Annotated in this window: 12 protein-coding genes; 7 read left to right on the forward strand and 5 right to left on the reverse strand. The window is 36.9% G+C overall.

Annotated features, from left to right (window positions below):
• The first annotated feature begins 148 nt into the window (after positions 1-148).
• From JGH11_RS11695 to JGH11_RS11710, 4 genes are all read left to right on the forward strand, one after another.
• Entirely contained in the window at positions 149-3,196 is a 3,048-nt protein-coding gene (locus tag JGH11_RS11695) for a TonB-dependent receptor (protein WP_201111920.1), read from the forward strand.
• Positions 3,197-3,215: 19 nt separating this feature from the next.
• Positions 3,216-4,838 (forward strand): RagB/SusD family nutrient uptake outer membrane protein, encoded by a 1,623-nt coding sequence (locus JGH11_RS11700; protein ID WP_201111922.1) that lies wholly within the window; start codon positions 3,216-3,218, stop codon positions 4,836-4,838.
• Between the two features lie 35 nt (positions 4,839-4,873).
• On the forward strand, positions 4,874-5,983 hold the full coding sequence (locus JGH11_RS11705; protein WP_201111924.1) for a SusF/SusE family outer membrane protein: 1,110 nt from the start codon (positions 4,874-4,876) through the stop codon (positions 5,981-5,983).
• A gap of 191 nt (positions 5,984-6,174) precedes the next feature.
• The gene (locus JGH11_RS11710) at positions 6,175-8,391 is read left to right on the forward strand and encodes a glycoside hydrolase family 97 protein (protein ID WP_201111926.1); all 2,217 of its coding nucleotides are present in this window, start codon (positions 6,175-6,177) and stop codon (positions 8,389-8,391) included.
• A gap of 78 nt (positions 8,392-8,469) precedes the next feature.
• Here JGH11_RS11710 and JGH11_RS11715 read toward each other — a convergent pair whose 3' ends face one another.
• Positions 8,470-9,753 (reverse strand): serine dehydratase subunit alpha family protein, encoded by a 1,284-nt coding sequence (locus JGH11_RS11715; protein ID WP_201111928.1) that lies wholly within the window; start codon positions 9,751-9,753, stop codon positions 8,470-8,472.
• Between the two features lie 170 nt (positions 9,754-9,923).
• On the opposite strand from JGH11_RS11715, the gene JGH11_RS11720 reads away from it, so the two are divergent.
• On the forward strand, positions 9,924-10,871 hold the full coding sequence (locus JGH11_RS11720) for a diacylglycerol kinase family protein (protein WP_201111930.1): 948 nt from the start codon (positions 9,924-9,926) through the stop codon (positions 10,869-10,871).
• On the opposite strand, the gene JGH11_RS11725 is transcribed toward JGH11_RS11720, so the two are convergent.
• The 4 genes from JGH11_RS11725 to JGH11_RS11740 form a co-directional block, all read right to left on the reverse strand.
• The gene (locus tag JGH11_RS11725; RefSeq protein WP_201111932.1) at positions 10,868-13,429 is read right to left on the reverse strand and encodes a DUF5686 and carboxypeptidase-like regulatory domain-containing protein; all 2,562 of its coding nucleotides are present in this window, start codon (positions 13,427-13,429) and stop codon (positions 10,868-10,870) included. The two genes, JGH11_RS11720 and JGH11_RS11725, sit on opposite strands and share 4 nt — an antisense overlap.
• A gap of 140 nt (positions 13,430-13,569) precedes the next feature.
• On the reverse strand, positions 13,570-15,255 hold the full coding sequence (ettA, locus tag JGH11_RS11730) for an energy-dependent translational throttle protein EttA (RefSeq protein WP_201111934.1): 1,686 nt from the start codon (positions 15,253-15,255) through the stop codon (positions 13,570-13,572).
• 28 nt (positions 15,256-15,283) lie between these two features.
• A complete protein-coding gene (locus tag JGH11_RS11735) occupies positions 15,284-16,939 on the reverse strand; it encodes an AMP-binding protein (protein WP_201111936.1) in 1,656 nt (551 codons plus the stop codon).
• A 116-nt stretch (positions 16,940-17,055) separates the two neighbouring features.
• Positions 17,056-18,168: a glycoside hydrolase family 43 protein gene (locus tag JGH11_RS11740; protein ID WP_201111938.1), complete on the reverse strand. Its 1,113-nt coding sequence runs from the start codon at positions 18,166-18,168 to the stop codon at positions 17,056-17,058.
• A gap of 302 nt (positions 18,169-18,470) precedes the next feature.
• Between JGH11_RS11740 and JGH11_RS11745 the strand changes: the two genes are divergently transcribed.
• On the forward strand, positions 18,471-22,079 hold the full coding sequence (locus tag JGH11_RS11745) for a hypothetical protein (protein WP_236263969.1): 3,609 nt from the start codon (positions 18,471-18,473) through the stop codon (positions 22,077-22,079).
• Positions 22,080-22,207: 128 nt separating this feature from the next.
• Positions 22,208-23,100: DUF349 domain-containing protein (locus tag JGH11_RS11750; protein ID WP_201111940.1), on the forward strand; the 893-nt coding region annotated here is incomplete at its 3' end.

The raw sequence follows: 23,100 nt of genomic DNA on the forward strand, positions 1-23,100 counted from the left end.
ATCAAAGTACAATCATAAATCATTACAATATAGATGAGAAAAGATTAAAGAACCGAACAAAACAGAATCTAGCCACTGAGCAAAATCTTAAATTTTAATAAAATCAATCAATATATTAATTCAACGGTTAATCCTTAATATTATTCGCATGGAAAGAAAGAGTAAGAACAGGTGTACGAAGATGTTCCTGATGATCCTGTTAGGAATATTCACTTTATCAACAAGTATGTATGCCCAAGACAGGACTATTACAGTCAAAGGGAACGTAAAGGATAACAACAATGAACCTATCATTAGTGGTAGCGTTGTTGTGAAAGGTACTACCACCGGAACTGTAACTGATCTAGATGGAAACTTTGAGCTTAAAGCTCCGTCTAATGGTACATTAGTTTTTTCATATGTAGGTTTTACTACACAAGAAATATCTATTGATGGAAAAACTACTATAGATGTAATATTATCTGAAGACGCCGAACTTCTTCAGGAAGTAGTTGTAATCGGTTATGGTAGCGTAAAAAAAGAAGACCTTACCGGGGCCGTAACAACTATTTCGGCAAATTCTCTAGCCAAAGGTATGGCTACATCAGCTTCTGACTTATTAGTAGGTAAAGCTCCGGGCGTAAGCGTTATCAGTGATGGTGGTGCTCCGGGAGCAAGTACAACAATCCGTATTCGTGGAGGTTCTTCTATGTCGGCAAGTAACGATCCTTTAATTGTTATAGACGGTGTGCCTGTAGATAATAGTACAGGTATCAAAGGTATGGCCAACCCTTTGTCTACTATAAACCCTAATGATATTGAAAACTTCACTGTATTGAAAGATGCTTCTGCAACTGCCATCTACGGTTCACGTGCATCGAATGGTGTAATCATTATCACCACAAAAAAAGGTGCACTTGGAAGTAAAGCAAAGGTTAACTATAGTGGAACATTCTCCGTTAGCACAAAAACAGGTACTGTCGATGTGATGGGCGCAGACGAATTTCGTCAGTTTGTAAATGATATGTATGGCACAGAGAGCGACCAGTACAAGGCTTTAGGCGATGTAAAAACAAACTGGCAGGATGAAATATTCAGAACTTCGTTCAGCACTGACCACAACATTGGAGTATCAGGTGCCGCCGGAATAGTACCTTATAGAGTATCATTAGGATACACAAACGAAAACGGTATATTAAAGACCTCCAATCTAGAACGCTGGACAGGTGCAATCAATCTGAATCCTAAATTCTTCAACAATATGTTGAGTGTTCAGTTTAATGTAAAAGGCATCTACAACCTGAACAGATTTGCTGACACCGGAGCTATTGGAGCTGCAACTGAATTCAACCCTACTCAACCAGTTTATATGCCGAATTATAAAGCCGGCGATCCGGGTAATGGATATTATTTATCTTTAAAAGCCGATGGGAAAACTCCTATCGATATAGGTTTGAGTAATCCTGTGGATGCTCTTGAGTCGAAACATAATACATCAAGAGTAAAAAGAAGTATCGGTAATATGCAATTCGATTACAAATTCCACTTCTTACCTGATTTACGCGCAAACCTAAATCTAGGATATGATTATTCAAACAGTTTGGAATGGAAAAACATTGATGACAATTCAGTTCAATCGTGGGTAACAGGTAAGTTCAAAAGCGGATTTGGCGAAAATGAAACTTATTCGCAGGTTAAAAAGAACTATTTGATGGACTTCTATCTTAACTATGTTAAGGAACTAAACAAACATCGTATTGATGTAATGGGTGGTTATTCATGGCAAAAGTTCTACAGATATGACTCTACAGGATATCCGTATTCTCTGGATATGCAAGCTAAAAAAGGAGAAACGTATTATGCTACAGGCAAGAGCTATGCTTCTGAAAATTATTTGATCTCATTCTTTGGACGTGTAAACTATACCTTCGATAGTCGTTATTTATTGACATTTACCCTTCGTGACGATGGTTCATCCCGCTTTGCAAAAGGAAACCGCTGGGGACTATTCCCTTCAGCCGCATTGGCATGGAGAATTTCAGAAGAAGGTTTTATGAAGAATCAGAATTTGATGTCTGACCTAAAACTTCGTTTAGGATATGGTGTTACAGGTCAGCAAAACCTACCTGATATAGACGGTAAACCTAATAACTATCCATATATGGCTAAATATCTGTATAGTAAAGGTGGAGCTAATTACTATTGGGGTGATGAAAGAATTCAACTTTTACGTCCTAGTGCATACGACAGAGATCTGAAATGGGAAGAAACAACTACATACAATGCCGGATTGGACTTTGGCTTCTTAGGAAACCGTATTTCGGGTAATGTTGATGTATATTATCGTAAAACAAAAGATCTCATCAATAATATTTTTATTGCAGCAGGAACTAACTTCAGCAATCAGTTATTGACAAATCAAGGTGAACTTACAAACAAAGGGGTAGAGCTTAATATTACAGGACATGTTATAGAAACTAAAGACCTGAACTGGACTCTTGGCTATAATATTTCTTACAATAAGAATAAGATTACCAAAATGCTCGATTTTGACAATCCAAACTATAAAGGTATTATACATGGAGGTATCACCGGAGGAACAGGTAACAATGTCTTAATACATGCTCTTAATAATTCGTACAACTCTTTCTATGTGTATGAACAAATATATAATGCTGATGGAAGACCAATCGAAGGCGCATATGTAGATCAAAATAAGGACGGAGTGATCGACACGGAAGATCTTATCACATATAAAAAATCTGCTCCGGATGTATTTATGGGACTATCGTCTCAACTTACATACAAGAACTGGGATTTCAACTTCGCATTACGTGCCAGCATAGGTAATTATGCTTACAATAACGTTCAATCAAATCGTGAAGCATATGGAGGTTCTTCAATGCTAGACCCGACCGGCTTTTTGAAAAACAGAGTTTCATCGGCTCGCTATACAGATTTCAAAAATCCACAATACCTATCAAGCTATTATGTGCAAGATGCTTCATTTGTAAGAATGGATAATATCTCTATCGGATACACTTTCTTGAATATTGCAAAAGGCCTAAGTTCGATGCGAGTATACGGAACAGTTCAAAATCCGTTTGTTATTACAAAATATAAAGGGCTTGATCCTGAGTTTAACAACGAAGGTATTGATAATAACATCTATCCTCGTCCTCGTATATTTATGTTGGGACTAAATATGAACTTTTAACCCCTGAAAAACAAAAGATATGAAAACATTAAAATATAAATTCTTGACATTAGTAATGCTGTTTGGTCTTACTGCATTTTTAAGCTCATGTCTCGGCGATCTCGATACTTTACCGATCGACCCTACCGAACTGGTAGACGAAACAGTATATGGAAAAGACCTTGGAGCCTACAAATCAAGTTTGGCTAAAATATATGCAGGATATGCTATCTCCGGAAATGAAGGTGGAGATGGAGAATCAGATGTTGCAGGTGTAGATGGCGGTAGTCAAGCTTCATTTCTGCGTGCCCTATGGAACTTACAACAATTGCCTACCGACGAAGCTCACTGTTGCTGGAATGATGTAGGTATAGACAGGTTCAATTATCTAAACTGGAACTCAGGCAATGTATTTATTAAAGGAATCTATTATCGTCTATACTATCAGGTGAATCTTGCAAATGAGTTTTTGCGTGAAACCACAGATGAGAAATTAGCAGGAAGAGGTGTAGAAAGCAACGTTAAGTCTGAGATAACAGTTTATCGTGCCGATGCCCGTTTCATGAGAGCTTTAGCCTATTACTACTTGTTGGATATGTTCCGTAACGTACCGTTCGTTACAGAAGACAGCAAAATAGGAAAAGATGCGGCAGAACAAATTATGGCTAAAGACCTATTCAATTATATTGAGAAGGAACTAATCGAATGCGAAGCTGACCTGACTGCTCCGTTTGTAGGATACGATTCTAAAAATTACGGAAGAGCAACTAAGGCAGCTGCATGGGCTTTATTGTCTCGTCTATACTTAAATGCTGAAACATACGTAGGTACAGCTAAATACACCGAAAGTATTACTTACAGCAGCAAGGTGATGTCTGTAGGTTACAAATTAGAACCTGTATATGCCGATATGTTTAAGGCGGACAATGGCAACTCTCAAGAAATGATCTTCCCTATCAGATATGAAGGTGAAAACACCCAGACTTGGGGTGGTATGACATTCCTTTTATGTAGTACAGTACCTTCTTCGTTGCAAGAAAGCATCAATGCTCAAGGAGCATGGCAAGGAAACAGAGCGAGAGTATCATTGCAAAATACATTTCAAAAAGAAAACGATTTCAGTACTGACACCCGTTATTCTATGTTAAAACCCGACTTAGCTGAAAATTTAGATATAATAGATCCAGCAAAGTATAAAGACGGTATTCCTGTTGTAAAATATTCTAACGTAAATAAAAACGGGTCAAAACCGGCAAGTAATATTGCTTATACAGACTTCCCTCTATTCCGCCTAGGTGAAATATATCTGAACTACGCAGAGGCTGTTCTTCGTGGAGGTACAGGAGGTAGCACAGCCACAGCGCTTACTCTTATAAACGATTTACGTAAACGTGCTTATAACAATAGTGCTTCTGCTGTAATTTCAAGCGGTGACCTAACATTAAACTTCATACTGGACGAAAGAGGACGTGAACTATTCTACGAAGCTCAACGCAGAACTGACCTTGTACGCTTCGATAAATTAACAACAAGTTCTTACATATGGCAATGGAAAGGTGGATCATTTAATGGTAATGCAGTTGATAAAAAATTCAATGTGTACCCTATACCTGCCGATGATATAGGTTCAAATCCGAATTTGACACAATATCCGGGTTATTAATGAAGAAGTTGTATTAAATCAGAATATATCAGATTATGAAAAAACTAAATATATTTTCAATATTGATTCTCTCTTTGCTGGCTTTTATTGCCTGTACTGACGAAAATGATCATATAAAGCTGGGAGATAGTGGCAACTTCTCAAAACCAGCATTAGAACAAAAAGTACTTCAAAATTTTGTTATCGAAGATAACACCAATTTATCCGATTCTATTGGATATTGGAAATGGTCAGAAGCAAAATTTAATGTTCAGTCTCCGTCGGCTTATAATATTCAAGTCGATACTACTGCTACATTCAACACTGCAGCAAGTGTAGCTACAACAGCAGACTCTTATATGAAACTGACTTACGACATTTTGAATAAAACAGCCTTAAGATTCGTAAGCAATGCACAAGAGGTCACTTTATATTTCCGAATAAAAGCCAGTCTCGGAACAGCAGAAGCTGAACCTATCTTATATTCCGAGACACAACAAATTACGTTTACTTGTCGTCCATCTATCAAATCTGTATTGTACATTGTAGGTAATGGTTTAGCTGGTTGGGGCAATGACAGAGCCAATATAGGAAAAGATCTTCAACTATTCTTTGCCGATAATAGTACTGATACAGACCTGAAATATACATATACCGGAGTATTTAATAATGGAGGACTAAAATTCCCAACTCAAGCCGGAGTTTGGTCTACAACTTATGCTTATGAGGGAGGAAAGTTATCTCCTAATAATGTTGGAGGAGACTTTACTACAGGAGCCGAAGGTTTATATACTCTATCTGTAGATCTAAAAACCCTCGCTATTACATATGAAAAATATACTGGAAGTGTAAAGACATATGCTCAAATGGAAGTAGTCGGAGATGCTGCAGACGGATGGGGAGATACCGATGGCATAGCAATGCAAAGCGTAGTTGAACATGTTTGGTTCGCTTATCCTGTGACTCTCAAAGCCGGAGGGCTTAAATTCAGAGAAGACAAGAGTTGGGCTAACAACTGGGGCGCTGTAAGCGATACTCAAACAGATCTACCTTTTGGAAAAACAGGAGATAAAAATATTACAATAGAAGATGCCGGAGATTACTTCCTTGCATTAAATAGCTTAACAGGACATTACATTGTTATGCCAGTTAAGAGTCTGAAATAAAATAATCCTATAAAAAAGAAGATGGTGTGGCAATCTATGCCACACCATCTTCTTTTTTATTAAATATCCTAGATTTAATAATTCTAGCTTTGCAAACGTTTGCAAATATTTTCCCCTATTATAATAGCAAGAATAAGCATTGTTCCTTCTTAAAATCCTTTCTTTGTACTTTAAAAATGTTTAAAAGAATCATGAAAAAAGGAATTATTCTCTCTACTTTTATTTGTTTTAGCTTACTATTTAATATAGTAAATGCACAGGAACTAAAATCTCCGAACGGGAATCTAACTCTTAACTTTGCCTTACAAGGCGACGGAGTCCCTACATACAGTCTTACCTACAAAGGTAAAGATGTTATCAAACCAAGTAAGCTTGGACTTGAACTGAAAGATAATAGCAATGCTCATACCGACTTTAGCGATTTTTCGGTCAAACAAGTAAATGAATCAAAAGAAGACAAAGTTTCTCTTCTCAACGGATTCGAAATATCAAACTCCCAAACAGCAACCTTCGATGAAACCTGGAAGCCTGTATGGGGCGAAGTAAAAAGTATTCGCAACAACTACAACGAATTAGCTGTTACACTTAATCAAAAGTCGACAGACAGACATATCCTAATCCGTTTCCGCCTGTTTGACGATGGTCTCGGCTTTCGTTATGAATTCCCCGAACAAAAAAATCTGATTTATTTTGTCATCAAAGAAGAAAGATCTCAGTTCGCTATGGCCGGAGATCACAAAGCATTTTGGATACCGGGCGACTACGACACTCAGGAGTATGACTATACAACATCGAAACTTTCTGAAATAAGAGGCTTGATGAATAAAGCTATTACGCCGAATTCCTCACAGACACCATTTTCTCCTACCGGAGTTCAAACTGCCTTGATGATGAAAAGCGATGATGGAATATATATCAATCTACATGAAGCTGCTTTGATCAATTATTCTTGTATGCACTTGAACCTAGATGATAAAAATATGGTTTTCGAATCGTGGCTGACTCCCGACGCACAAGGCAACAAAGGATATATGCAAGCTCCCTGCAACACACCTTGGCGCACAGTTATCGTTAGTGATGATGCGCGTGAGGTATTAGCTTCGCACATCACATTAAATTTGAACGATCCTTGTAAAATAGAAGACACATCATGGATCAAACCCGTTAAATACATCGGAGTATGGTGGGAAATGATTACTGGTAAAAGTACTTGGGCTTACACTGACGATTTATATAGCGTACATCTAGGAATTACTGATTATTCTAAAGCCAAACCTAATGGAAAACATGCTGCGAATACAGCTCATGTAAAATCATATATAGACTTTGCTGCTCTACATGGTTTTGACGGTGTGCTGGTAGAAGGATGGAATGTAGGCTGGGAAGATTGGTTTGGACAATCGAAAGATTATGTATTCGATTTTGTAACCCCTTACCCTGATTTTGATGTAAAAGGATTAAATGCTTATGCAAAAAGTAAAGGTGTAAAAATCATCATGCACCACGAAACCTCATCCTCTGTAAGAAACTATGAACGCCACATAGATCAAGCATATCAGTTCATGGTAGACAATGGATACAACTCGGTAAAGAGTGGCTATGTAGGGAATATAATTCCTCGTGGAGAACATCATTACGGTCAGTGGATGGTAAATCACTATCAGTATGCCTTAGAAAAAGCTGCTAATTACAAAATAATGGTAAATGCACATGAGGCCGTACGTCCTACAGGAGTATGCCGCACTTATCCGAATCTAATAGGAAACGAATCTGCCCGTGGTACAGAATATCAGGCATTCGGGGGTAGTAATCCCAATCATGTCACAATATTACCGTTTACTCGACTGATCGGAGGCCCTATGGATTATACGCCGGGTATTTTTCAAATGGATGTAAGTAAATATAATCCGGATAATCATTCACATGTAAACAGTACTTTAGCTAATCAATTGGCTCTGTATGTAACTATGTATAGTCCATTGCAAATGGCTGCCGACCTACCGGAAACATACAATCAATATCTGGATGCATTTCAATTTATCAAAGATGTGGCAATAGACTGGGACGAAACAAAGATACTTGAAGCTGAACCCGGTGAATATATAACAATTGCGCGTAAAGCTAAGGGATCGAACAACTGGTTTGTAGGAAGTGTATGTGATCAGAACGGTCGTACTTCAAATATTACATTCGATTATCTAGATCCTGCTAAAACATACATAGCAACAATATACAGTGATGCAAAAGACGCTCACTACAAAACAAATCCCCAAGCATACAACATACGTAAAGTTGTAGTAACAAGCAAATCGAAATTATCTCAACTATGTGCACCCGCAGGTGGTTATGCGATAAGTATTATAGAAGCAGATAAGGCTCAGATTAAAGGATTGAAGAAATTAAAATAAAAGGTAAGTTCAATTGGTTTGAATAGAAAAGGCCGGCTCTTTATAGGAACGGCCTTCTCTTATTTGTATCAAAGATATTTACTTACTTGTCATTATTTTCAGAACTAATTTGTCCGTCTCTTTCATACCCTGTGCCCCAATACTTGTCAGGTTTTCAATTGTTTTATCCACATCATCATCTACAATTCCTTCCATAGAAGAAACAACCTTGTGCTCCATAGCCATAATTGCTGATAGTACGGCAGTAGATACTCCGCTGGATATTTTCAAAGCGCAACTCGGCTTTGCTCCGTCACAAATCATTCCTGTTATATTACCAACCATGTTCTTTACTGCAAAAGTGACCTGATTGTAATCTCCTCCCATCAAGTAGGTTATACCGCAACTAGCTCCAGTTGCCGCAGCTACACAACCACATAAAGCAGATAATCGTCCCAGTTTTTGCTTTATGTATACAACTGTAAGATGGCTAAGGACCAATGCCCTCACTAGCTGATCTTCACTACATTTTGTATCCTCAGCGTATGTAAGAACAGGTAATGTAGCGGTTATACCTTGATTTCCACTACCGGAATTACTCATAACGGGAATCATTGCTCCATCCATGCGGGCATCACAGGCAGCAGCGGTATATGACATCATGTGCGAAAGCATAGAATCGCCGAATATTTGTTTCCCGAGCTTACCTGTTACCGTTTTAGCCACATTATGACCATAATTACCCTGAGCTGATAGATTAGATGCTGTGCGGTTAATCTCAGCTGCTTTTAATATAAAATGGATATCATCGAGAGGTACCGTCATAGAAAACTCATAAACCTTAGAAAAAGTCAATGGTATCTCTTCACATTCCTGATCATTATTTTCACCACATTCTTTATCGAGAAGAATCTCTTCGTTTCTCGCAATATAAGAAAAGTTAGTGTGTGTTGTTCGAATAACAGCTACAGACTTATCATTTCCACTTATACAATGGACCTCGATATATAAAAGATCCTCGATATCTTCCTCTAATGATATTTCGATTCGTTTTTCTTCAATATACTGCTTTCCTCGCTCAACATCTTCGGGTACAAGGTCTTTCAACACTTGTAATCCATATTCACTTTTACCAATAAGGGCCCCTAAAGCTATCGCAATTGGCAATCCCACCATTTTCGTTCCGGGAATCCCTACCCCCATTGCATTCTTAAGAACATTGGCACTTAAGTAAACTTTTATTTTCTCAGGTTGACAACCAAGTACCTCTGTACCTTTTGCCACACAAAGAGAGACTGCAACTGGCTCAGTACAGCCTATAGCTGGAACAACTTCTTTCTTTATTAAACTTACAATTTGATCTTTTTCTAATTGACTTAGCATAGTTTATGAGTTAGTTTATATCATATATACAAATATATAGCTCTTTTTTTATATTTTGTTTATAGCTGATTAAAAATGAAAGATTTGTTTATTCTAAATACAAACTTATTATTTGGTCTATAAGTGTTAATATGCTATTTTTGTAAAGCAAACGGTTCACTAGTCCAAACATGAATACAAAGAAAAAAGTATACGTTATAATAAATCCGGTATCGGGTACATCTTCGAAACAAAATTTACCTCGAAAGATTGCAGAAGCGCTCGATCCTCACAAATTTGACGTTCATATATTTATTACCGGATATGCAGGTCATGGCTCTGAGATTGCCCGTCAGGCTATCGATGACAAAGTGGATATTGTTATTGCTGTAGGGGGAGACGGCACCATAAATGAAGTGGCTAGTACCCTTGTGGACTCGGATACGGCTTTAGGTATCATACCAATGGGATCAGGTAATGGATTGGCCCGAGATTTGAATATCTCTATCGATCCAAAAAAGGCTTTGGAAGTTATTGCAGAAGAAAATATCATAAGCATAGATTATGGTAAGGTTAACGACCGGATATTTTTCTGCACTTGTGGTGTTGGTTTTGATGCAGAAGTTGCGGCAAAGGTAAAGGGTAAGAAAATAAGAGGCTCACTGATGTATCTGAAAAACATGTTGGAAACTTTTTTTGAACAAAAACCCCAGACTTACGAAATTATATGTCCCGAAGGAACAATTAAAGATAAGGCCTTTGTTGTCACATGTGCCAATGCCTCTCAATATGGTTATAACGCACATATAGCACCTCATGCTGATATACAAGACGGGATGATGAATGTTGCTATCCTTAAGCCCTTATCGATACTCGACATACCTCAAACTTCTCTACAACTGTTTACCAAGAAAATAGATGAAAGTAATAAGATGATAGAACTTATAACAAGCAGAGCTATTATCAAGCGTGAACATGCAGGAGTTATGCATATAGACGGTGATCCTGTGGAAATGGGAAAGGAAATACATGTGGAAATTATTCCTCAAGGACTAAATGTTTTAGTTCCTAAAAATCCTGCTAAGAAACATCCGTTAGATCCTCAGGAGATGCTATTAAGAATGCTGGGGTCGGTTTAAAAACTTAGTTCGAATGAGACTCTAAATCCATCCTTATCTACATTAGGATGATCCAGATAGTTAACTCTTCGCACATAATCGACACGGAATAATTTAAATATATTTTCTATTCCGATATTATATTCCATATATGGAATACCACGATTTGTAGTATAAGTTTCTTGAGGAAATACCAACAGATTCTTGTTATATTCAGGATTGTTTCTTTTACTCAAATCTCCAATAAACCCACGAAAACCGAAAACCTCACGCCACTTAAGCACTTTAAGTAATGGTATTCTATTGAAAAGCCATCCATCCATATGGTAATATATTTCCCAAGAAACTTGCGCATCGTGTATAAACTCTAACGGCTCGATAAGATAATAGTTCCCTCTCTGAATGGTATATGAATTATTAGCACTCGGTGTAATAAGGAATGGGAAGGGGGTTTCACCCCATATTTTTTCAGCTTGCGCAGATAATATTAGTTTTCCGTAAGGTGCTATCCAAAAGCGCTTATCGACAGAAAAAGATGTTTTGTTGTAATGAAACTGTCCGCCAAAAACATCTTCTAAAGCCATAACATGCGTAAGATTCATTACAAGGCGAGGAGATGGAATAGAATGTCGTTTCCTACGTTGTTGAAAAAACTTTTCATTAGGAGCGTATCGTAAAGCCAACATAGCCTCTGTAGTCTTAACCTTGTCTACTGTATATAGATTACCTTCATCGTCCTTCTTTTCGAAAGTAAGATTTGCAGCAGGACGCTCATCGAAGGTCTGACCGGAAAGCTTAAATGAGAAACCTCCGTAATATTCCTTTTCCCATGCGATTTGTGTCTGGCGGTTATATGTAGTTTTTGTTTTCCCCGAAGATTGAATAGACATCAATATATTATCTCTTTCTGCTTGAGTAAAACGTTGGCCTAACGAATTAATATCGTATTTATATGCTACAGTCAGATTGTTTTTCGGATACTCATCTTTGTGTCTTTCAACCTTATTAAAGGCCCAGGTAACTTCACCGTAATATTTAAACTTTTCGTCGCGTGTTCCGTATGCCCCATAACCATAAAAATAAAGATTAGGATGTAGGTTTTTAGTCGTAGATAATGTCGCTCGAAAACGATTCCCCTCTGTTTTATTAAAGCTGTAAAATGTAGGGATCGTTCCTATTTCAAGTTTATTCTTATCAGGATCTTTAGAGGTGGGAAAATACCCTGTTGATAAAATATCTCCTGCCCTTAAAAGGACCTTAAATAAGAGGATTTTATTTACGTCGTCTAACATCTGATCCATTTTATAATCTTTCTGATGTTCGACAGGTCGGTTATCAGCCCAAAAAGCCTTATCCTTCTTCAGGTAGTCTTTTTCAAATACTTCCGGATCATTTAAAAGAAAAATAGGCTCTATCGGCTTATTTTCCACAAAATCCTCATAAGTTTTTGTTTTATCAATATAAAATTTAACAGCATCAAGCATAGAAACATCTATTGCCATGCGCTCTTCTTTCGATATCCACTTACCATCCGCAGTCTTTGTAAAATCGTGCTGAATGACAAGTTCTTCTACAAAGTTTATATTCATCTTTTTCGGAGTCCTTATCACAGCTCGTTTTACGGCATACATACTATCTAAAGATATATATAGATTACCGGTGAAGCCTATATCTCGTGAATTGAAAGGAGCAAAATCTAGTTTTACGAATCTATCTGTATCGATAGTTACCGTATCTGACAAATACCATCTGTAGAAATTTACTGCACTATGGTCACTTAAGGGACTAACAAAAGGGTGGAGTAATAAATTAATTGTATTATCATATATAGAAATATCTTTAAAGACTTCTTTTATCATAGCATCGAGACCTTCTGTATCGAAAGTTTTGTCAAGGCCTTCTATATGATAGCCTTTTATTATACGTTTAGTCGATTTCGGATCTTTTCGATAATGTATATCCGATATCCGTTCCCTTACCGAAAAGGGCAATATAATTTTATTATCTATAATAGATGTATCAGCATAATTGGGCAAAAACTTGTAGCGTTTCAGAAGAGGCATGTCGGGATGGTATTCGTTCAATGCAAAGAATATACGTTCATATTCTTTATATTGATAATAATCCAGAGCGGTCATATTATTATCTTGCTTATGTGCAATCACCTTCTTTATCAGATCAACCGCCGGATTATTTTTTTTAGAATATTTCTCTTTTTTAGGACGAACGATAACCTCGTTTAACAGTCTATCTTCAGGATTAAGAAGAATTTCTATGTTAGAGGTTCTGCCTGAGGAGACTTTTATCGTGTCCGATTTATAGCCTAAAAGGGTTACTATTATACGGGTTTCATTCCCTCGCGAGCTTAATCTGAATTCGCCTTCCTCATCCGAAAAAGTTCCAATAGTTGTATTATCAAATGCCACTGTTACAAAAGGTAGTTTTTCTAATGTAACTGCATCTTTTACAACTCCTCTTACTGTAGTCAGAGACTGAGCATATGTAGCACAACAAATTATAAATAAAAAGGATAGCAGAGAAATTCTTTCCCTTAAATTATATTGTGTTGTTTCATTCATGTCTTCTTTTTCCTTTTAGATATCTCTATCTTGATATGTAATATAATAGAAAATCAAGAGTAAAACTTCCTTATATTACTCTTGATTCCTCATTATATTAGATTTTGCAACTTGCAATTCGCTGCATAAATTAATTATTTTTAATTTACTAGTTTACGGTAACGAATTCGTTTTGGTTCCACATTACCCAATCTTGCCTTCTTATTTTCTTCATATTCACTGTAACTACCTTCAAAGAAGAACACTTCCGAATTACCTTCAAAAGCAAGGATATGCGTACAAATACGATCAAGAAACCAGCGATCATGAGATATAACAACTGCACAACCTGCAAAGTTTTCCAAACCTTCCTCCAATGCACGCAATGTATTTACATCTATATCGTTGGTAGGCTCATCTAATAATAAAACATTTGCTTCTGATTTCAACGTCAGAGCCAGATGTAAACGGTTACGCTCACCACCTGATAAAACACCCGTAAGCTTTTCCTGATCTCCTCCCGAAAAATTGAAGCGAGAAAGATAGGCGCGGGCATTAATATCCTTACCTCCTACCCTTACAAACTCATTTCCGCCGGAAATAACCTGATAGACAGTCTTCTTTGGATCTATATCTGTATGCGACTGATCAACATAACCTATTTTCACTGTTTCACCGACCTCAAATATTCCTTTATCTGCTTTTTCCAAACCTTGGATCAAACGAAATAAGGTTGTTTTACCTGCCCCATTCGGGCCAATGATACCAACTATACCCGATGGCGGCAACATGAATTCGAGATTGTCGAATAATAATTTATCCCCGAATGCTTTACTTACACCATGCGCTTCTATTACCTTATTTCCGAGACGAGGCCCATTAGGTATAAATATTTCAAGTTTCTCTTCACGTTCCTTTTGGTCCGCATTTAGCATTTTCTCATAATCATTCAAGCGAGCCTTACCTTTAGCGTGACGTGCTTTAGGAGCCATCCTTACCCACTCTAACTCGCGTTCAAGTGTCTTACGGCGTTTACTGGCTTGCTTTTCTTCTTGCTCCATACGCTTGGTCTTTTGCTCAAGCCATGAGGTATAGTTTCCTTTCCAAGGAATACCTTCACCTCTATCAAGTTCAAGAATCCAACCAGCCACATGATCAAGGAAGTAACGGTCGTGTGTAATACAAATTACCGTTCCTTTATATTGCTGTAAATGCTGTTCTAACCAATCGATAGACTCTGCATCTAAATGGTTGGTAGGCTCATCCAGTAATAGTACATCCGGTTCTTGTAAAAGCAAACGACAAAGAGCAACACGACGAGCCTCTCCTCCTGATAGGTTCTCACACAGTTGATCTTCGGGCGGACAACGAAGTGCATCCATTGCACGTTCGAGTTTATTGTCGATATTCCATGCGTCTGTGGCGTCTATCTTATCTTGTAATTCGGCCTGGCGTGCAAAAAGAGCATCCATCTTATCGGCATCCTCATAATACTCTGGTAAGCCAAACTTATCGTTAATTCCTTCATATTCTTTTAGAATGTCAATTATCGGCTGAACACCTTCTTGAACAACTTCTTTTACTGTCTTCGCTGGGTCAAGTTTTGGATCTTGCTCCAAGTATCCAACTGAAAAGGCTTTATCTGATACTATCTCTCCTTGATATTCTTTGTCTATTCCGGCTATAATTTTCAACAAGGTAGATTTACCCGAACCGTTAAGCCCGATAATACCAATTTTAGCTCCATAGAAAAAAGAGAGATAAATGTTTTTTAATACTTGTTTTTGTGGGGGGTAAAGCTTTCCCACTCCCATCATTGAAAAAATAATTTTCTTATCGTCCGACATGTCTATTTATTATAGTTATAAGTTAATTTCATCTCTGATAAAGAAATCGCTTTATACTTCTTTTTGGCGTTTTTTCAAACTCTTGATCTTGCAACCTGAAATTCACTATCTGACTGTACCCTGGCAATCGCTTATTGATAGCTTTCATCTCCGTTGTGAAAATAGAAGAATAATCTTGTTCATTTACCTCATGCGCCTTCAGATAATCTTTATCCGGATATATTAAAGCAATTAATTTTCCATTTTCCTCTATTATAAGAGCTTCTGCTACATATGGAGAATTATTATATAAATCCTCTATTTCTTCGGGATATATATTTTGTCCCGATCCACTTAAAATCATAGTTTTGCTACGTCCTTTTATAAAAAGGAAGCCATCACGATCTAACACTCCCAGATCTCCGGTGCGTAGCCAACCAGCCTCATCAAGAACTTGTCTTGTAGCTTCTTCGTTTTTAAAATAGCCCGACATGACATTGTCACCCTTTACTATTATTTCTCCAGCCTCGGTTTCCATATTTGATGATTCGATGCGGATATTCATCCTATCGACAGAACGTCCACAAGAACCTTTCTTATATGTTTTCCAATACTCATATGTTACTAGCGGACCACATTCGGTCATACCATAACCAACAGTGTAAGGGAAATTTATTTCTGATAAAAAGTTACCTACCTCTTTGTTTAGAGCAGCACCTCCAATAATTACTTCTTCTAACTTATTACCAAATACAGGAATAAGTTTTTCAGCTACTTTTTTATATATCTTTTTTCTAGCAAAAGGTATATTCAATAAGAATTTTACTGGCTGTTTTTGAAACTGAGGAAAAACTCTGGTCTGTATAATTTTCTCAATAATGAGAGGAACAGCCAAAACAATGGTTGGATTTACTTTCTTGAAAGCATCCATTATAATTTGCGGAGATGGTACACGTGTCAGATAATGTATATGACAACCTTTAGCTATGGAGAGTAAAACTTCAAAAGCAAGTCCATACATATGAGCCATTGGCAACATACACACCACCCCGTCTCCGGCTTTTACAAATTCTATATTATCTATAGCAAATCGAGTATTAGACCACAAACTACGATATGGAATCATAACACCTTTGGGATTACTTGTCGTACCGGATGTATAGTTAAGCACGGCCAATTCTTCCGGCGATTCGTCATGAACGAAGACATCATCTTTGGTAAAGCCTTGAGGATACTTTAATCTAAAAGCTTGTTCAAGATCAGCACACGATTCCAATAGTTTGGCAGAACGTGACTTTTGCGCAGAAAAGTCATCAATCATCAATATTGTCTCTACTGTTGGCATTTGCGTAGGATCCAGTTTGGACCACACATATTCATCAGAGAATAAAACCTTTGCGTCGGAATGTGTAACTAGTGAATGTATACTTTCGCCACTAAAATCATGCAGAATAGTGGTTATAACGGCCCCATATGTAAGCGAACCGAAAAAGGCTACCGCCCAATTAGCAGAATTCCTACCGCATATTGCTATTTTGTCCCCTTTCTGAACTTGTAACGCATCGAATAATATATGCAATTGAGCCATCTTTGCAGCAAAATCCTTATAGAGATAGGTTTCTCCATTATAATCAGTCAATGCAGGACGCTCCCAATTGTCACGAATTCCGTCACGAATTAGCGTCAAAAATTTATTATTTTCCATAGAGTTATTTCATAAGTGATATGTGCAAATGTAAACAAAATATAAGATTTAATATCATCTAATTATCTTAAATAACCTAATATTAATACATCTGTATACTTTATCTCGCTGAACTATTAAAATTCAAACGTTTGAGGAGTAGTTACAGGGCCATGGACAACCAACTTGCCATCAGGCAAAATTTCCATCTTGTCTATAAATACAACCCTATCCTCTCCCGTCAATTCAGTACGACCATGATACACACAGTACATTTGGTTGTTATTCTCAAACATCATGCAATGGCCTGTACCGGTAACGACTCCTCCCGATTCAACATTCTTTTGGAGAACCGGATTATTATCGGCCTTAGTAAATGGTCCTAAAGGATTTTTAGCTGTAGCATAGCCAACTGCATAATTCTTTCCACCAAAATAGTTTGCCGAATACATCATATAGTATGTATCTCCTTCTTTAAAAATATACGATCCTTCAGTCCACCTACGATTGACCTCATGAGATGTAACCGATCGGCTCTCCCATTCAGCTTGCTTATCATCCATCTTTAATGGTGGACGCAGTAAAAGTTGGGGCTCACCTATAACACCTGAAAAATCAGGTTTCATTTCAACCCCATATATCCAACTCTCCTCTATTTCATCATACCAACCTTCTTTTCTCGCCCAATCTGCAACTTCGCTTTCAACCGGATTCTTATAGCAACAACGAGAATAATATAAATATACTTTACCATCTTCGAATAATAAGTTTCCATCGATCACAGGATAGCCCGGATCGAATATAGGCCCACCGTTCATCTCAACGAATGGCCCTGTAGGTTTATCAGACACAGCGACACCAATGCGAAAATTCTCTCCTTCGTTGGTTGGATTATGCTTCCAATTTGCACTATAGAGGATATAGTACTTACCATTAAGTTCATAGACCTCTGGTGCCCAAAAACAATCGACAGTCCATGATTCAGGCGTTGCGCCTGTATATATTATACCCTCATCTTTCCAATCTTTTAAATTCTCGGATGAATAGGCTTTAAAACCATTCAGATTTTCGGAAGTTCCATACATATAAAACTTTCCATCAGATGCCTTTAACACAAAAGGATCTCCATATGAAACCGGTAAAGGGTTTTGATATGTCACAATTTGAGCTTCCTTTTTATCTTTTTGCCCACTGCAAGAAGCTATAAATAAACAAAGTAAAATCGAACAAATGAATAATATGTGCCTCATAATATGTTTTTCATTACGTTTTCCAATCGGAGTGCAAATATAGATAATATTGACCAAAACAAAAATAGGAAAAAGCTACAATCAAAAGTTTTCTAGTTATCAGATACTAATCTTACACAAGCCTTTTTGAGTTCTATGTTAATAAAGAACAATAAAATGCTTAAATTTGTGTTTTAATATAAGTATAATTAGCTGTCGTACTATACGTGTCACAAAATAAAACAAAAAGTACACTATACCTTATATCAGGTGTGCTATCCGTATTCCTCTATATATCGTGTTCTAATCAGAAGAACACTAGTATGACACGTTTCTATCACTCGGTAAACACCCGTTACAACATACATTTCAACGCAAATGAAGCTTATAAAGAAACCTTAAGAGCCAGAGTTTTGAGTCAGGAAGATAACCTCTCCGAGATGTTATATATTTTTCCTGATAATTCTGATTCTGCCAGTATGCAATCTCCCGGAGGCGATTTCACAACGACGATCGATAAAACGACCAAAGCCATAAAGCTACATTCGATAAAGGCAAAACCAAAGCGTGATCCCAAACGAAGAAACGATGCCAACTATCAGGCGTGGCTGCAACAAAAAGAATTCACGCCTTTTATGGATCAGGTATGGCTACTCTTAGCCAAGGCTGAATTCCACGAAGCAAACTATTTACGAGCTATTACTACATTTATGTATATTACCAAAATATATAGTTCAAATCCGGATATAGTTGCCGAATGTCAATTGTGGATCAGCAGAGCATATACAGAGATGGGATGGATGTATGAAGCAGGAAATGTACTCCACAAGATAGAATTAGCAGGCGGTGCACCTGAAAGTCAAAAAGCTTTATACTCAGCAGTGAAAGCAAACTACCTGATAAGAAACAATGAATATCTATCTGCTATACCACATTTGGAATATGCCATAAAAAAAGAGAAAGATAAGCATCAAAAATTACGAATGAAATATTTGTTGGGGCAAGTATATGCTGCAACAAAAGACAACGTAAATGCAGATAAAGCTTTTGCCTCCGTTCAAGGGATGAATACTCCTTATAAATATACATTCAACGCAAAACTGCAACAACTTGAACTAAACCCGTCCAAAAGCAAAGAAGAAGCTATTTCATCTCTTTCAAAAATGGCAAAGAGTTCTAAAAACAAAGACTATCTGGATCAATTATATTATGGTATAGGTAATGTATATTTACAATATTCTGACACGATTAAAGCGATAGAAAATTATAGAAAAGCGATAGAAAATAGTACAAGAAATGGCTATGATAAGACAATAGCGATGATAACACTCGGTGATTTATATTTCAGTCAACGTCAATTTATCCCGGCACAACCTTGCTACTCGGACGCATTAAGCCAATTAAAGAAATCCGATAGGAATTATCCTCGTGTATCTCTCCGTTCGGAAGTACTCGATGAATTAGTCATACATGTCAAAACTGTTTATGAGCAAGACAGTCTTCAACACTTAGCTCAACTACCCGAACAAGAGCGCTTGAACATTATCAACCAGAAAATAGAAGACGTAAGAAAAGAGGAAGAGAGAAAAGCAAAAGAAGAAGAAAGGCAAAAACAATTAGACGAAAGAAGTGAGAGAATAAGTACATGGAACGATTTGGAAGCGGCAACATCACGCGAGCCGATAGGAAATCAAAATATACAAACTGCACCCACTGCATTACAAAATTCTGATGCCTCATTCTATTTTTACAATCCTCAAGCAGTAGAACAGGGTAAAATTGCATTCAAAAAACAATGGGGTAACCGAAAATTAGAAGATGACTGGCGCAGACGCAGTAAAATAGGTGTATCGTCCATATCTGATGATATACACGAAGAAGAGAATAACGCAATAGACTCTTTAAAAACTGAAACAAAGAGAACAGAGCTAGACGATAAACCTGATAGCAAAGATAATAGTATCAATAGTGATATATATTCTGTCGATTACTATCTGCAACAACTCCCTTTAACCCCCGAAGCTATAAAAGAATCGGACATTCTTATAGAAAATGCGTTATTCAATATGGGTAAAATCTATAAGAATAAACTTGAAGATATGGATCTGGCAATAGATGCCTTTTCAACAAACATAAAAAGATTTCCTCAAACACCTAATCTGGAGGAAATATATTATCAATTGCTATTGATCTACATGCAACTGGGCGATCAGAATATGTTATCCATCTATAGAAATAAGCTATTGACTGAATTTCCCCAAGGTGAATACGCAACACCTTTATCTGATCCTAATTTTGAATGGAATTTCAGACATATGCCGCTTTTGCAAGATTCACTTTATACATCTGCATACAACGCATACCAAATAGCCGATGTGCAAACAGTAAGAAAAAATTATCAGGAAATAAAAAACAAATATCCATTTACAGATCTGATGCCTAAATTCGCCTTGCTTAATGCACTCTCATATGCGCAATCGCGAGATATAAAAGCTTTAGGTGATAATCTTACTGAACTAACAACCAAATATCCAAAAGCTGATGTTACGCCATTAGCGACAGAAATATTAGAAAAGATAAAAGACGGGAAAATATTATTATCCGACGGCTCTCCTGTTACAGGATTTGAATGGAGTAAGGCATATATGGGAGACGAAACATTAAAAGGAGAAGACGGACAAGTTCTTGCGTTCGGTGATGAAGCCGAGACCGAGTTCTTACTGTTACTCATGTATAAATCGAATACAATAGACCGTAACGAATTACTATATCAAGTGGCAGACTATAACTTCTCCAACTATGTTATACAAACATTTGACCTTAGCTTCGACACAGAACCGCCATACGACATTCTTCAAATCAAAGGATTTTCTTCATTTACGCAAATGAGGTCGTACATAAATAAAGCTTTCGCGGAAGATGGATTAATGCAAAAAATGGATACATCTATTTTGGTACTGCCTATATCAGTGAACAACTACACTAAAATTTTGCCTAAATTAGGATGGGAACAATACATCAGTTTCTTCACCGAACAATATCAGACTCAACTTCCTCAATTGATAGCCTATTGGGAAGATAAAAACAGCAGAGAAAGTATAATCGAAGAGATTGCTGAAAGCAAGGAGGGAATAACAGAAGTTACACCTACTACAGAACAAACAGATGGCATTATGCAATCTGACAAAATAGAGGTTAAATCTGACAAAGACAAAGTAAAGATTGAAGAACAAATTAAAGATCAGAAGAAACCTGTGAATGAAAAAGAAATAAATATGGATGACCTGTTGACTAAAGATCAATTAGAAAAAGCAGGTAAAATAAACGATGCAATAGAATCGGTAGAAGAGATAATCAATAATCCTGTCGACGGTATTAAAAACTTGTTTAATAAATATAAGAATAAAGAACATCTGACTAAAGAAGAAAAAGCAGCCCTAAAAGAAGAACAAAAGCAAGAAAAACAGCGTCAGAAAGAATTAAAAGCTATAGAAAAGGCGAAGCAAGATTCTATAAACAAAGAGGAAAAAGCCCTTAAAGAATCACTGCGTAAAAAAGAAGAAGCAACCCAAGATTCTATAAGAACTATTGAAAAAGAAAAACAACAACAGATCAAACTTGAGGAAAAACGCAAGAAAGACGAAGCGAAAGCTGCAGCAGAAGCGAAAGAAAACGAGCGTAAACAAAAAGAACAAGAACGCAAAATTAAACAACGTGAGCAAGAAGAGCGTTTACGTCAACAAGAAAGCGAACGGAAAGAAAAACTAAAAATTCGCGAGGATAAACGGAAGGAAAAAGAAAAACAGCAGAAAGAGCGCATACGACAACGTGAAAAAGAGCGTAATGAGATAGAAAAAGCAAGAGAAATAGAACGGAAAGAAAAAGAAAAACAAGCAGAAAAAAAACGAAAAGAAGAAGCCAAAAATAAGTAATGATTATTCATTTTGACTACTTTAGTTAAAAAACTTTGCTATAATAGTTGAAATCACAAAAAAAAATCATTAATTTGCCATATGAAAAACATAAGGTATTACCTTTCATCCTTTAAAAATTAACTGATATGAACGAGAACCTAGAGCCAGAATTGCCTGTGCAAAAACCTTCTGATGAAATTAAAGCCCAAGAAACTGCTCCAATAGCGGAAGAGGCTAATAACGTATCACCTGCTGAACAAACAGATTTCGCAGAAAAGGTAGAACCAATTGAAAAAATTGAGCAAACTAAAGATGTAGAAACTGTTGAAAGTGAAAATTCGGCAGAAGATGTTGTACCTATAGAAAAAGCTGAACCGGAAGTAAAGGCTGAACCGGAAGCTATCGTCGAAACAACTTCAGATACTAAATTAGAAGAAGATAATCAGCCAGAGCAACCTGAAGCAACAGCTGAGGCTCCTGCGACAAAGCATACACCTTTGACAAAGGATGAAATTTTGGAAAAATTAAAAAATCTAGCTTCTCAAAAGGAGTTACCCTCACGTACAGAAGTAGAATCTCTGAAGCAAGCGTATTACAAACTACGTTCAACCGCTGTTGAAGCAGAAAAGATCAAGTTTGTAGAAGACGGTAATGAAGCCGATGCTTTTACACCATCCCCTGACCCAAGCGAAGATGTAGTAAAAACCTTCCTTCAGGAAATAAAAGAAAAGCGAGCTAATCATGCTATTGCTGAAGAAAGGTTTAAAGAAGAAAATTACAATAAGAAACTTCGTATTATAGATTCTATAAAAAATCTGACTGAGAGCTCTGAAGACTTTAATAAATTATATAAAGAATTTAAAGATTTGCAACAAGAGTGGAATGAGATTACTCTGATCCCTCAAGCAAAGATGAAAGAATTGTGGAAGTCTTATCAGATATATACTGAAAAATTCTACGATTTAATAAAAATCAATAACGAGTTTCGTGATTACGACTTCAAGAAAAATCTAGAATTAAAAAATTCTATTATTGAGGC

The sequence above is a fragment of the Dysgonomonas sp. Marseille-P4677 genome (assembly GCF_016652235.1).
Taxonomy (GTDB): Bacteria; Bacteroidota; Bacteroidia; order Bacteroidales; family Dysgonomonadaceae; genus Dysgonomonas.